Source organism: Pseudomonas sp. S49 (genome assembly GCF_009866785.1).
Classification (GTDB): domain Bacteria; phylum Pseudomonadota; class Gammaproteobacteria; order Pseudomonadales; family Pseudomonadaceae; genus Aquipseudomonas.
This window is the reverse complement of the sequence record NZ_CP019432.1, coordinates 4,221,928-4,235,473: the sequence shown is the minus strand read 5'-3', so window position 1 is coordinate 4,235,473 and position 13,546 is coordinate 4,221,928. Positions and strand designations below refer to the sequence as shown.

General features: G+C 58.2%; 12 protein-coding genes. 7 read left to right on the top strand and 5 right to left on the bottom strand.

The genetic code is table 11. From position 1 onward, the window contains the following. Nucleotides 1-8: 8 nt before the first annotated feature. The gene (gene icd, locus PspS49_RS18625; protein WP_034155137.1) at nucleotides 9-1,265 is read left to right on the top strand and encodes an NADP-dependent isocitrate dehydrogenase; all 1,257 of its coding nucleotides are present in this window, start codon (nucleotides 9-11) and stop codon (nucleotides 1,263-1,265) included. A 77-nt stretch (nucleotides 1,266-1,342) separates the two neighbouring features. Here the strand turns inward: icd and PspS49_RS18620 are convergent, their stop codons facing one another. Beyond that, complete coding sequence (locus PspS49_RS18620; RefSeq protein ID WP_127928935.1) at nucleotides 1,343-1,624, bottom strand: cold shock domain-containing protein; 282 nt, start codon at nucleotides 1,622-1,624, stop codon at nucleotides 1,343-1,345. A gap of 224 nt (nucleotides 1,625-1,848) precedes the next feature. On the opposite strand from PspS49_RS18620, the gene clpS reads away from it, so the two are divergent. Together clpS and clpA are read left to right on the top strand one after the other, a co-directional pair. After that, the gene (gene clpS / locus PspS49_RS18615; RefSeq protein WP_016987405.1) at nucleotides 1,849-2,232 is read left to right on the top strand and encodes an ATP-dependent Clp protease adapter ClpS; all 384 of its coding nucleotides are present in this window, start codon (nucleotides 1,849-1,851) and stop codon (nucleotides 2,230-2,232) included. Between the two features lie 30 nt (nucleotides 2,233-2,262). After that, a complete protein-coding gene (gene clpA / locus PspS49_RS18610) occupies nucleotides 2,263-4,533 on the top strand; it encodes an ATP-dependent Clp protease ATP-binding subunit ClpA (RefSeq protein WP_016987404.1) in 2,271 nt (756 codons plus the stop codon). Nucleotides 4,534-5,487: 954 nt separating this feature from the next. On the opposite strand, the gene infA is transcribed toward clpA, so the two are convergent. The 4 genes from infA to trxB form a co-directional block, all read right to left on the bottom strand. After that, nucleotides 5,488-5,706 carry a translation initiation factor IF-1 gene (gene infA, locus PspS49_RS18605; RefSeq protein ID WP_002553999.1) on the bottom strand — a complete coding sequence of 73 codons (219 nt, stop codon included), beginning with the start codon at nucleotides 5,704-5,706 and terminating at the stop codon, nucleotides 5,488-5,490. A gap of 112 nt (nucleotides 5,707-5,818) precedes the next feature. Beyond that, nucleotides 5,819-6,526, bottom strand: a complete 708-nt coding sequence (locus PspS49_RS18600) for an arginyltransferase (RefSeq protein ID WP_110719379.1) — start codon at nucleotides 6,524-6,526, stop codon at nucleotides 5,819-5,821. A 57-nt stretch (nucleotides 6,527-6,583) separates the two neighbouring features. Then, the gene (gene aat / locus PspS49_RS18595) at nucleotides 6,584-7,264 is read right to left on the bottom strand and encodes a leucyl/phenylalanyl-tRNA--protein transferase (RefSeq protein ID WP_150751088.1); all 681 of its coding nucleotides are present in this window, start codon (nucleotides 7,262-7,264) and stop codon (nucleotides 6,584-6,586) included. Nucleotides 7,265-7,327: 63 nt separating this feature from the next. Further along, nucleotides 7,328-8,287, bottom strand: a complete 960-nt coding sequence (trxB, locus tag PspS49_RS18590) for a thioredoxin-disulfide reductase (protein ID WP_150775027.1) — start codon at nucleotides 8,285-8,287, stop codon at nucleotides 7,328-7,330. 309 nt (nucleotides 8,288-8,596) lie between these two features. On the opposite strand from trxB, the gene PspS49_RS18585 reads away from it, so the two are divergent. The 4 genes from PspS49_RS18585 to crcB all read left to right on the top strand — a co-directional run bounded on the left by PspS49_RS18585 (nucleotide 8,597) and on the right by crcB (nucleotide 13,531). Next, on the top strand, nucleotides 8,597-11,005 hold the full coding sequence (locus PspS49_RS18585) for a DNA translocase FtsK (protein WP_034155142.1): 2,409 nt from the start codon (nucleotides 8,597-8,599) through the stop codon (nucleotides 11,003-11,005). Nucleotides 11,006-11,072: 67 nt separating this feature from the next. Beyond that, complete coding sequence (lolA, locus tag PspS49_RS18580) at nucleotides 11,073-11,693, top strand: outer membrane lipoprotein chaperone LolA (RefSeq protein ID WP_127928929.1); 621 nt, start codon at nucleotides 11,073-11,075, stop codon at nucleotides 11,691-11,693. A gap of 141 nt (nucleotides 11,694-11,834) precedes the next feature. Beyond that, on the top strand, nucleotides 11,835-13,157 hold the full coding sequence (locus PspS49_RS18575) for a replication-associated recombination protein A (RefSeq protein WP_064587012.1): 1,323 nt from the start codon (nucleotides 11,835-11,837) through the stop codon (nucleotides 13,155-13,157). Continuing rightward, on the top strand, nucleotides 13,157-13,531 hold the full coding sequence (gene crcB, locus PspS49_RS18570; protein WP_064390665.1) for a fluoride efflux transporter CrcB: 375 nt from the start codon (nucleotides 13,157-13,159) through the stop codon (nucleotides 13,529-13,531). The genes PspS49_RS18575 and crcB overlap by 1 nt, the downstream gene beginning before the upstream one ends. Nucleotides 13,532-13,546 lie beyond the last annotated feature (15 nt).

Below are 13,546 nucleotides of genomic sequence, written 5' to 3'. Positions count from 1 at the left end.
AGTTCAGCATGGGTTACAAGAAGATTCAGGTTCCAGCCGTCGGCGACAAAATCACCGTCAATGCAGACCATTCTCTCAATGTTCCTGATAACCCGATCATCCCCTTCATCGAAGGTGACGGCATTGGTGTCGACATCAGTCCGGTGATGATCAAGGTTGTCGATGCTGCAGTTCAAAAGGCATACGGCGGTAAGCGCAAGATTTCCTGGATGGAAGTCTACGCCGGGGAAAAAGCCACTCAGGTTTACGATCAGGACACCTGGCTGCCTCAGGAAACCCTCGATGCAGTCAAGGATTACGTGGTTTCCATCAAAGGCCCGCTGACCACCCCGGTCGGTGGCGGCATCCGCTCGCTGAACGTGGCCCTGCGTCAACAACTCGACCTGTACGTCTGCCTGCGCCCGGTGCGCTGGTTCGAAGGCGTACCAAGCCCGGTGAAAAAGCCTGGCGACGTCGACATGACCATTTTCCGCGAGAACTCCGAAGACATCTATGCGGGCATTGAGTGGAAGGCCGGTTCGCCGGAAGCCACCAAAGTCATCAAATTCCTTAAAGAAGAAATGGGCGTCACCAAGATCCGTTTCGACGAAAACTGCGGCATCGGCGTCAAGCCGGTTTCGCTGGAAGGCACCAAGCGCCTGGCGCGCAAGGCTCTGCAATATGTAGTCGATAACGATCGCGATTCGCTGACCATCGTGCACAAAGGCAACATCATGAAGTTCACCGAAGGTGCCTTCAAAGAGTGGGCCTACGAAGTGGCCGCTGAAGAATTCGGCGCGACCCTGCTCGACGGCGGCCCGTGGATGCAGTTCAAAAACCCGAAAACCGGCAAGAATGTTGTGGTCAAAGACGCCATCGCTGACGCCATGCTTCAGCAGATCCTGCTGCGCCCGGCCGAATACGATGTGATCGCGACCCTGAACCTGAACGGCGACTACCTCTCCGACGCTTTGGCGGCGGAAGTGGGCGGTATCGGTATCGCGCCGGGTGCCAACCTGTCCGACACCGTGGCGATGTTTGAAGCGACTCACGGTACTGCGCCGAAGTACGCCGGCAAGGATCAGGTCAACCCGGGTTCGCTGATTCTCTCGGCCGAGATGATGCTGCGCCACATGGGCTGGACCGAAGCGGCGGATCTGATCATCAAGGGCACCAACGGCGCCATTGGTGCCAAGACTGTGACCTATGACTTCGAACGTCTGATGGACGGGGCCAAGCTGGTTTCGTCTTCGGGCTTTGGGGATGCGTTGATTTCGCATATGTAAAACGCGGGCACATAAAAAACCGCCTGCCTCGATGAATTGAGGCAGGCGGTTTTTTTATGGCTGAAGGTTCTGAGGCGTCAGCTGGATACCGTTTGCGCTGCGGGGGCGGCCGGGGTCGCTTCGTTGACCACGTCTGCCGAGCAGATTTTCACCGCGTGAAGGCCTTTGGGGCCTTGCACGATCTCGAATTTCACTGCCTGACCCGCTTTCAGGGTTTTATACCCGTCCATCTCAATGGCGGAGTAGTGCGCAAAGAAATCAATATCTTTGCCATCCTCATCGCGGCCTTCGCGGGCTTCGGTATTGATAAAGCCGAATCCCTTGGCATTGTTGAACCATTTCACCTTGCCGACAGCCATGCTCAAATCCCTCTGCAACAGACTCCATCGCTGGAGTATCATCCAATTCATCCGCAATCTGATCCGTTAAAAGGATTGACTCCGCGGATCTTTTTTACCCACTGTGGGCTCTATTGGTTGTAACACCGTTTTCCCGATAGTCAAGGTGACCGGGCAGTCGGAGTTGAAAACGTGGACAACCGCCCCCACCACTGTATTTGCACAACTGACGAACCTTTCTTTCCATGCATGCAATCAGCCAGATTCGACTAACATTCAATCAGGATCGCCCGCTTCTCCAAAAGGATCTTCCAGAGGAGCACGACGACGATTCGGCAGGCGTTGCTGTTCAGGAAGCAAAGCCTGCGTTACAGGCGCCGCCGATGTACAAGGTGGTTTTGTTCAACGATGACTACACACCGATGGATTTCGTCGTCGAAGTGCTCGAGGTGTTTTTTAACCTGAATCGCGAGCTGGCGACCAAGGTCATGCTGGCCGTCCACACAGAAGGACGGGCAGTATGTGGAGTGTTTACCCGCGACATCGCCGAGACAAAGGCCATGCAGGTCAACCAGTACGCCAGGGAAAGCCAGCATCCGCTACTCTGTGAAATCGAGAAGGACGGTTAATCGCCGACCACTTGGGTATGAGGTGAAGCTATGTTAAACCGCGAGCTCGAAGTCACCCTCAATCTAGCCTTCAAGGAGGCTCGTTCGAAACGTCATGAATTCATGACCGTCGAACACCTTTTGCTGGCCCTATTGGACAATGAGGCTGCCGCCACCGTTTTGCGTGCCTGCGGCGCAAACCTCGACAAACTCAAGCATGACCTGCAGGAGTTCATCGACTCCACCACGCCATTGATCCCCGTTCATGACGAAGATCGCGAAACCCAGCCAACCCTGGGCTTCCAGCGTGTACTGCAACGTGCTGTTTTCCACGTACAGAGCTCGGGCAAACGCGAAGTAACCGGCGCTAACGTGCTGGTTGCCATCTTCAGTGAGCAAGAGAGTCAGGCAGTGTTCCTGCTGAAACAGCAGAGCGTTGCGCGCATCGATGTCGTCAATTACATCGCACACGGCATTTCCAAAGTGCCGGGGCATGGCGATCACTCTGAAGGTGAACAAGATATGCAGGACGACGAGGGCGGTGAGTCTTCTTCTTCAGGCAATCCTCTGGATGCTTATGCCAGCAACCTCAACGAACTCGCGCGTCAGGGTCGAATAGATCCGCTGGTCGGCCGTGAGTCGGAAGTCGAGCGTGTCGCGCAGATTCTCGCGCGTCGACGCAAGAACAATCCGCTGCTGGTTGGTGAAGCAGGCGTGGGTAAAACCGCGATTGCCGAAGGCCTGGCCAAGCGCATTGTAGACAACCAGGTGCCGGATCTGTTGGCCAACAGCGTTGTTTACTCCCTCGACCTCGGTGCCCTGCTCGCGGGCACCAAGTATCGCGGTGATTTCGAGAAGCGCTTCAAGGCGTTGCTCAATGAATTGAAAAAACGTCCGCAGGCGATCCTGTTCATCGACGAGATCCACACCATCATCGGTGCCGGCGCTGCGTCCGGTGGCGTAATGGATGCCTCGAACCTGCTCAAACCGCTGCTGTCGTCTGGCGACATTCGCTGCATCGGCTCGACCACGTTCCAGGAATTTCGCGGCATTTTCGAGAAAGATCGTGCCTTGGCACGTCGATTCCAGAAGGTTGATGTTGTCGAACCGTCGGTGGAAGACACCATCGGTATTCTGCGCGGCCTGAAAGGGCGTTTCGAGCAGCACCACAACATCGAATACAGCGATGAGTCGTTGCGCGCCGCTGCTGAACTGGCCTCGCGCTACATCAATGATCGGCATATGCCGGACAAGGCCATCGACGTGATCGACGAGGCGGGCGCCTACCAGCGTCTGCAACCGGTAGAAAAACGTGTGAAGCGCATCGAAGTGCCACAGGTTGAAGACATCGTCGCGAAAATCGCGCGGATTCCGCCTAAGCACGTCACCAGTTCCGACAAGGAGCTGCTGCGTAATCTGGAGCGTGACCTGAAGTTGACGGTGTTTGGTCAGGACGCGGCCATCGATTCGCTGTCGACTGCGATCAAGCTGTCGCGTGCCGGCCTGAAGTCGCCTGACAAGCCCGTCGGTTCGTTCCTGTTCGCAGGCCCGACCGGTGTTGGTAAAACCGAGGCTGCGCGGCAACTGGCCAAGGCGTTGGGGATTGAGCTGGTTCGCTTCGACATGTCCGAATACATGGAGCGTCACACCGTATCGCGTCTGATCGGTGCGCCTCCGGGGTATGTCGGCTTTGATCAGGGCGGTCTGTTGACCGAAGCGATCACCAAGCAGCCGCACTGCGTATTGCTGCTCGATGAAATCGAGAAGGCGCATCCGGAAGTCTTCAACCTGCTGCTGCAGGTGATGGATCACGGTACGTTGACCGACAACAACGGGCGCAAGGCGGACTTCCGCAACGTGATCGTGATCATGACCACCAACGCTGGTGCCGAGACGGCTGCTCGCGCTTCGATCGGTTTCACCCATCAGGATCACTCGTCTGATGCGATGGAAGTGATCAAGAAGAGCTTCACGCCGGAGTTCCGTAACCGTCTGGACACCATTATCCAGTTTGGTCGCCTCAGTCATGAGGTTATCAAAAGTGTGGTGGACAAGTTCCTTACGGAGCTTCAGGCGCAGCTGGAAGACAAGCGTGTGCTGCTTGAGGTCACTGATGCGGCGCGTAGTTGGCTGGCGGCGGGTGGTTATGACTCGGCGATGGGGGCGCGTCCGATGGCGCGTCTGATCCAGGACAAGATCAAGCGTCCGTTGGCGGAGGAGATTCTGTTTGGCGAGCTGGCCGAGCATGGCGGTGTGGTTCACATCGACATCAAGGATGGTGAGTTGACGTTTGACTTCGAGACCACCGCAGAAATGGCCTGATGGCCTTGGATCAAGAGGGCGCCTTCGGGCGCCTTTTTGTTATTTGTTGTTTGGGGTTTTTGGGTGAATATCCGTTGCTGCGGTGATGGCTTATTACGGTTTCGCCCTTACGGCGACTCACTTTTTTTCAAGCGCCAAAAAAAGTAAGCAAAAAACGCTTGCTCCTGCGTGCGGCCCGCTCGCTGGGGCTCGGGGTTCCTTCGCTCCGGGATCGATCCGGGCGCAGCGCCTACGGTTTGCTTCGCTGCACCTCCTCTCGCTGTGTTTGGCTGCGCCAAACGGTCGCTGCGCTCCCACGCCCGGATCAATCCCTCCACTCAGCCTTCCGACGTCGCCCGTGGATCAAGATCAAGAGCAGGCGAGCTGACACTCGGCCTATTGAGTGGTGAAGAGCGGGGCGTGGTCGGCTTTGGATTTGTGGTGGTGCTTCCCCTCACCCCAGCCCTCTCCCGAGGAAGAGGGGGGCCGGTTTGTGTGCTTTTCAATATCTGAGTTCAACGCGGTATCGCACGTCGGCGTAACTCTCCCAAACACCACCGTCAGTCCCCTCTCCCTCCGGGAGAGGGCTAGGGTGAGGGGCTCTTGATCTGGCACTTGATCTTGCTTTGGCTTTTGATCTTTTGCCCCATCGGCAGGCCGAGCGTAGGTGTTCATCCGGGGGGTAGGCGCGCAGCGCCGTGCGGCGTAGCCGCATACATCGAGAGGAGGTGCAGCGAAGCAAACCGTAGGCGATGCCCCCGGATGGACACCGTAGCGAGGGAACACTGAGCCTAAGCGAAGTGCCGTACGCCAGGGGCAAAGCCTTTTGCTTACTTTTCGGCGTCTGGAAAAGTGAGTCGCTGTAAGAGCGAAACCGCCAGCGGCAACACCCGCAGAAACGGATATACACACAAAACCAACAAAGCGCAGACACAAAAACGCCCGGCATAAACCGGGCGTTCTGTATTGACTTGATTAACGAGCGCGGTAAGTAATGCGCCCTTTGCTCAAGTCATAGGGCGTCAGCTCGACGCGCACTTTGTCACCGGTAAGAATACGAATGTAGTTCTTGCGCATCTTGCCGGAAATATGCGCGGTTACGACGTGCCCATTTTCCAACTCCACACGAAACATGGTGTTGGGCAGGGTGTCGACGACAGTGCCTTCCATTTCGAAGCTGTCTTCTTTCGACATGCAGTAAAGCCCTCGGTATCCAATGAATGGCCCGGTGCAACTGCGCCAGGCAAAAGCGGCGTGCATTGTGCCCGAAAAATGGTGTTTACGCCAAGGGGTTTACGGCTTGGGTTTAGTTGAGGATGACCCAGCGCTGATTAATCAGCAATTCGATGGGTCGGTATTGCGTCTTGTAGTTCATCTTTTTGCAGTTCTTGATCCAGTACCCGAGGTACACCGCCTCAAGCCCGAGGCGCTGTGCCTCGGCGATTTGCCAGAGAATGGCAAATCGGCCAAGACTACGGCGCTCTTCGTCGGGTTCGTAGAAGGTGTATACCGCCGACAAACCGTTCGGCAGTAAATCGGTCACCGCCACGGCGAGCAACCGTCCGTCGAGTCGGAACTCGTAAAAGCGCGAGAAGGGCAGATCGCGTACCAGAAAAGTCGAGAATTGATCACGGCTTGGCGGGTACATGTCGCCGTCGGCGTGGCGTTGTTCGATGTAGCGCTGGTACAGATCGAAATATTCTTCGCTGAACTGCGGTTTGGCCGGGCGCACCTGCAAATCCGTATTGCGTTTGAAAATCCGCTTCTGCTGGCGATTGGGTGTGAACTGCGCTACCGGGATGCGCGCAGGCACGCACGCATTGCAGTTCTGGCAATGCGGGCGGTACAGATGATCGCCGCTGCGACGAAAGCCCATTTCCGACAGGTCTGCGTAGACATGCACATCCATGGGCTGACTCGGATCGAGAAACAGGGTCGTGGCCTGCTCCTCGGGCAGATAACTGCAAGAGTGAGGCTGAGTGGCATAGAACTTCAAACGCGCCAACTCGGTCATGATCAACCCTCGGGATAAGCTGGTGAATTAAGTGTAAGCCACGCGCGCAAAAGTCGCTCAGCAAACCCAGGTGGCACGATTGGGTTGATCCAGGTGATTTGCCAGAAAGTCGGCGAATTGCTGACGAGGAATCGCCCGGGCGCCGAGGCTGTGCAGATGATCGGTCGGCATCTGGCAATCGATCAGCACGAATCCCGAGTCTTGCAGATGGCGCACCAGGGTGGCAAAGCCGAATTTGGAGGCGTTGTCGGCGCGGCTGAACATCGATTCGCCGAAAAACAGTTGGCCCATCGCCAGGCCATACAGGCCGCCGACCAGCTCTCCCTGGTCCCAGACCTCCACCGAATGGGCGAAGCCGCGACGATGCAGTTCGACGTAGGCGTCCTGCATCGCCTCGGTGATCCAGGTGCCGTCGGCATAATCCCGTGGTGCGGCGCAGGCGCGGATTACCGCATCGAAGTCCTGATCAAAGGTCACTTGATAGCGTTCCTGGCGCAGTAATTTGCCGAGGCTGCGCGAAACATGCAGTTCGTCGGGAAACAACACCGTGCGCGGATCCGGCGACCACCAGAGAATTGGCTGGCCCTCGGAAAACCACGGAAAGCAGCCATGGCGATACGCTTGAATCAGCCGATCGGCCGACAGATCGCCACCAGCGGCGAGCAATCCGTTGGGGTCGCGCATGGCCTTTTCCAGCGGTGGAAAAGTCAGTGAATTACGTTGTAACCAAGTCAGCATGGCATCCAGGCTTGCAGAAGGGGAGGGCGGTGCGGGCTGTTCGGCCCGCAATAAAGTGTGCCGTTAAATGACAGGAATGTCGTCCAGATACTTCTCGGCATCGAGCGCGGCCATGCAGCCGGCGCCTGCCGACGTCACCGCCTGACGATAAACGTGGTCGGCCACGTCGCCGGCGGCAAACACCCCGGGAATCCCGGTGGAGGTCGCGTCGCCGTCACTGCCGCCCTTGACCTGCAAATAGCCGTCGCGCATCGACAACTGGCCTTGAAACAGGTCGGTGTTGGGTTTGTGGCCAATGGCGATGAAGACGCCGGCCAGTGCCAGTTCGCGGGTTTCGCCGGTATGGCTGTCACGCAGTCGCGCGCCGGTGACCCCGCTGGCATCGCCGAGTACTTCGTCGAGATTCTGGTTCCAGTGCAGGCGTACGTTGCCGTTGGCGGCTTTCTCGAACAGTTTGTCCTGGAGGATTTTCTCCGAACGCAGTTTGTCGCGGCGATGGATCAGGTGCACCTCCTTGGCGATGTTCGACAGGTACAGTGCTTCCTCAACCGCCGTATTGCCGCCGCCGACCACGGCGACCACCTGATTGCGATAGAAAAAGCCGTCACAGGTCGCGCAGGCAGAAACCCCTTTGCCGGCGAAGGCTTCTTCCGAAGGCAGCCCCAGGTATTGCGCCGAGGCGCCGGTGGCGATGATCAGCGCATCGCAGGTGTAAGTGCCGCTGTCGCCAATAAGCTCGAACGGGCGCTGCTGCAACTTGGCGGTGTGGATGTGGTCGTAAACGATCTCTGTGGCAAAGCGTTCGGCGTGCTTCTGCATGCGCTCCATCAGCACCGGGCCGGTGAGGCCTTCGACGTCGCCGGGCCAGTTGTCGACCTCGACGGTGGTGGTGAGCTGGCCACCGGCCTGCAGGCCGGTAATCACCACGGGTTTGAGGTTGGCGCGGGCGGCATACACGGCAGCGCTGTAACCGGCCGGGCCGGAGCCGAGGATGATCAGGCGTGAATGCTTCGCTACGTTCATCAAATACCCCTCATAAGCCTTTGTCACAAAAGGTAATGCATGCTCAAATTGGCCCACAGGTCTTGTGTGCTTGACTATGCTTGATCCTGGGGTTTGAAGCATGGCATCGGACGCACAAACCCGTACAATGCCGGGCTGTTACAGAATATTCGCGGTGCGCTGTATTCATGGCTGTGTTTATAAAACCGGCAGCACAGTGTTAAAAGTAGTCTCAGTTGCGCTCGTTCACTTTTTTACCTGCCTGGATTGGGCAGTTTTTTATCGTCATTCAATAGATGGACGCGCCTCGGGCGCAGGAAAAGAAGCGTTTTGAAGAAATCCACCGAAGCACCAAAAACAGTCGTTCCGCTCTGGCGCCAACAATTGCACTACCGGCTCAAGGAAGGTGCATTGATCGCCATTGGCGCCTTGTGCCTGTTCCTGATGATGGCTTTGCTGACCTACGGCAAGGACGATCCGGGCTGGAGCCACAACAGCAAGATCGACGATGTACAGAATTTCGGCGGCCCGGCGGGCTCCTACAGCGCTGACATCCTGTTCATGGTGCTGGGTTATTTCGCTTATATCTTCCCGTTGCTGCTGGCGATCAAGGCCTACCAGATCTTTCGCCAGCGCCACGAGCCGTGGCAGTGGAGCGGCTGGCTGTTTTCCTGGCGCCTGATCGGTTTGGTGTTTCTGGTGCTGTCCGGCGCGGCGCTGGCACATCTGCATTTCCATGCAGCGTCGGGTCTGCCAGCGGGGGCCGGTGGCGCGTTGGGCGAAAGCCTCGGCAATCTGGCGAAAAACGCGCTGAACATTCAGGGCAGCACGCTGTTGTTCATCGCGCTATTCCTGTTCGGCCTGACGGTGTTCACCGACCTGTCGTGGTTCAAGGTGATGGACATCACCGGCAAGATCACCCTCGATCTGTTCGAGCTGTTCCAGGGCGCGCTCAATCGCTGGTGGTCGGCGCGTACCGAGCGCAAGCAACTGGTCGCGCAACTGCGTGAAGTCGATGATCGTGTGCATGACGTGGTCGCGCCGACGGTCACCGACAAACGTGAGCAGGCCAAAGTCAAAGAACGCCTGATCGAACGTGAGCAAGCCCTCAGCAAGCACATGTCCGATCGCGAGAAACAAGTTCCGCCGGTCATTGCGCCAGCTCCAGCCAAAGCGCCTGAGCCAAGCAAACGCGTGCAGAAAGAGAAACAGGTGCCGTTGTTCGTCGACAGCGCCGTGGAAGGCACGTTGCCGCCGATCTCGATTCTCGATCCTGCGGAAAAGAAACAACTCAATTACTCACCGGAATCCCTGGCGGCAGTCGGCCATTTGCTCGAGATCAAGCTCAAGGAGTTCGGCGTCGAAGTCACGGTGGATTCGATCCATCCTGGCCCGGTGATTACCCGTTACGAAATCCAGCCTGCCGCCGGGGTAAAGGTCAGCCGCATCGCCAACCTGGCCAAAGACCTTGCACGCTCCCTGGCCGTGACCAGCGTACGTGTGGTCGAGGTGATTCCGGGCAAGACCACCGTCGGTATCGAGATTCCCAACGAAGACCGGCAGATCGTGCGCTTCTCCGAAGTGCTGTCGACGCCTGAGTACGACAACTTCAAATCGCCGGTCACCCTGGCACTCGGTCACGATATCGGTGGTAAACCGGTAATCACTGACCTGGCGAAGATGCCGCACTTGCTGGTGGCCGGTACGACCGGTTCCGGTAAGTCGGTGGGTGTGAACGCGATGATCCTGTCGATCCTGTTCAAGTCCGGCCCGGAAGACGCCAAGCTGATCATGATCGACCCGAAAATGCTGGAACTGTCGATCTACGAAGGCATTCCGCATTTGCTTTGCCCGGTTGTGACCGACATGAAGGACGCCGCCAACGCCCTGCGCTGGAGCGTTGCCGAGATGGAGCGCCGTTACAAGCTGATGGCGAAGATGGGCGTGCGTAACCTGTCCGGCTTCAACGCCAAGGTCAAGGAAGCCCAGGACGCCGGCGAGCCGTTGAGCGATCCGCTGTACAAGCGCGAAAGCATCCACGACGAAGCACCATTGCTGCAAAAACTGCCGACCATCGTTGTAGTGGTCGACGAATTCGCTGACATGATGATGATTGTCGGCAAGAAGGTTGAAGAACTGATCGCCCGTATCGCCCAGAAGGCCCGTGCGGCCGGTATTCACTTGATCCTCGCGACCCAGCGGCCGTCGGTGGACGTGATCACCGGTCTGATCAAGGCCAACATTCCGACCCGTATGGCGTTCCAGGTATCGAGCAAGATCGACTCCCGAACCATCATCGATCAGGGTGGCGCCGAACAACTGCTCGGCCACGGTGACATGCTCTACATGCCACCGGGCACCAGCCTGCCGATCCGCGTTCACGGTGCGTTCGTTTCCGACGATGAAGTACACCGGGTGGTCGAAGCGTGGAAACTGCGCGGCGCACCGGAATACAACGACGACATCCTCAACGGTGTCGAAGAAGCCGGCAGCGGTTTTGAAGGCAGCAGCGGTGGCGGCGATGGCGATGATCCGGAAGCCGACGCGCTGTATGACGAAGCCGTACAGTTCGTACTCGAAAGCCGTCGTGCCTCTATTTCCGCTGTACAGCGCAAGCTGAAGATCGGCTACAACCGTGCCGCACGGATGATCGAAGCCATGGAAATGGCCGGGGTCGTCACCTCGATGAACACCAACGGTTCCCGTGAAGTCCTGGCCCCGGGCCCGGTACGCGACTGATTGCAAACGCAAGAGGCGGGACAATGATGTGCCGCCGCTCTCCCAACGAGTATTCAAGAGGACTCCCATGCGTCTTATCCGCATGCTGCTGCCAGTACTGGCGCTGACCACTCTCACGGCCCACGCCGATGACAAGGACGTGGCGCGTCTGACCCAATTGCTGGAAACATCCAAGACCCTGAGCGCGAACTTTTCGCAGCTGACCCTCGACGGCAGCGGCACGCAGTTGCAGGAAACCACCGGCAACATGACCCTGCAGCGTCCGGGCCTGTTCTACTGGCACACCAACGCGCCGGCCGAGCAGACCATGGTCTCCGACGGCAAGAAAGTCACCCTGTGGGACCCGGATCTGGAACAGGCGACCATCAAGAAACTCGACGAGCGCCTGACCCAGACCCCGGCACTGCTGCTGTCCGGTGATGTGTCGAAGATCAGCCAGAGCTTCGACATCAGCGCGAAAGAGGCGGGCGGCGTGATCGACTTCACCCTCAAGCCGAAAACCAAGGACACCCTGTTCGACAACCTGCGTCTGTCGTTCCGCAACGGTCTGCTTAACGATATGCAACTGATCGACAGCGTCGGCCAGCGCACCAACATCCTGTTTACCGGGGTCAAGGCCAACGAGCCGGTGTCGCCGTCCAAGTTCAAGTTCGACATCCCCAAGGGTGCTGACGTGATCCAGGAATAAACACGAAACCCTTTGTAGGAGTGAGCCTGCTCGCGATTCGATTTGTCAGTCACATCTTCATCGTCTGACCCACCGCTATCGCGAGCAGGCTCACTCCTACAGGGTCAATGATCGGCAAAATAGAGGTTTCAACGCTACGTGATGGATCTGTTTCGCAGTGCACCGATTGCCCAGCCACTGGCCGCGCGTTTGCGTGCGACCAATCTGGATGAGTACGTCGGTCAGGAGCACGTGCTCGCTCGCGGCAAGCCTCTGCGTGAGGCGCTGGAGCAGGGTGCCCTGCATTCGATGATCTTCTGGGGCCCGCCGGGCGTGGGTAAAACCACCCTTGCACGATTGCTCGCCGAAGTCTCCGATGCGCACTTCGAAACGGTCTCTGCGGTGCTCGCCGGGGTCAAGGAGATCCGTCAGGCCGTTGAAATCGCCAAGCAGCAGGCCGGCCAGTACGGCAAGCGCACGATTCTGTTCGTCGATGAAGTGCACCGTTTCAACAAATCCCAGCAGGACGCGTTCCTGCCGTACGTTGAAGACGGCACGCTGATCTTCATCGGCGCCACCACCGAAAACCCTTCGTTCGAGCTCAACAACGCTCTGTTGTCGCGGGCCCGCGTCTACGTGCTGAAAAGCCTCGACGAAGCGGCGCTGCGCAAACTGGTGCATCGCGCACTCACTGAAGAGCGTGGGCTGGGCAAGCGCAACCTGACGCTTAACGACGAAGGCTTCCAAATGCTGCTGTCCGCCGCCGATGGCGATGGCCGACGTCTGCTCAATCTGCTGGAAAACGCCTCGGATCTTGCTGAAGACAACAGCGAAATCGGCACCGAGCTGCTGCAAAGCCTGCTCGGCGATACTCGTCGACGTTTCGACAAGGGTGGCGAAGCGTTCTACGACCAGATATCGGCGCTGCACAAGTCGGTACGCGGCTCCAACCCCGACGGCGCGCTGTATTGGTTTGCGCGGATGATCGACGGTGGTTGCGATCCGCTGTACCTGGCCCGCCGTGTGGTGCGCATGGCCAGTGAAGACATCGGCAACGCCGACCCGCGCGCCCTCAGCCTGTGCCTCGCGGCGTGGGAGGTGCAGGAACGCCTCGGCAGTCCGGAAGGCGAGTTGGCCGTGGCCCAGGCCATTACTTATCTTGCCTGCGCGCCGAAAAGCAATGCGGTGTACATGGGCTTCAAAACCGCTCTGCGTGCCGCTGCTGAAAACGGCTCGCTGGAAGTGCCGCTGCACTTGCGCAACGCACCGACCAAACTGATGAAACAATTGGGCTACGGTGACGAATACCGCTACGCCCATGATGAGCCGGACGCTTACGCCGCCGGCGAAGACTATTTCCCGGAAGAGCTCGAACCGATTCCGTTCTACCAACCGGTGCCGCGCGGCCTGGAATTGAAGATCGGCGAGAAGCTCAACCACCTCGCTCAACTCGACCGTTTAAGCCCTCGGCAGCGGAGAAAATAGTGCTTCCATTGATTGTTGCGGTCTCCGTCGGCGGTGTCGCCGGCACCTTGTTGCGCTTCGCCACCGGCAATTGGGTCAACGCCAATTGGCCGCGGCACTTCTATACCGCGACGCTGGCCGTTAATATCGTGGGCTGTCTGTTGATTGGCGTGTTGTACGGCCTGTTTTTGATACGCCCGGAGGTGCCGATCGAGGTGCGTGCCGGGTTGATGGTCGGCTTCCTCGGGGGGCTGACGACTTTTTCATCCTTTTCACTGGATACGGTGCGCCTGCTGGAAAGCGGGCAAGTGCCGCTGGCCCTGGGCTATGCGGCACTCAGCGTATTCGGCGGGCTGCTCGCGACGTGGGCTGGCCTGTCTTTGACCAAACTTTGATAACGAGAAACCGAC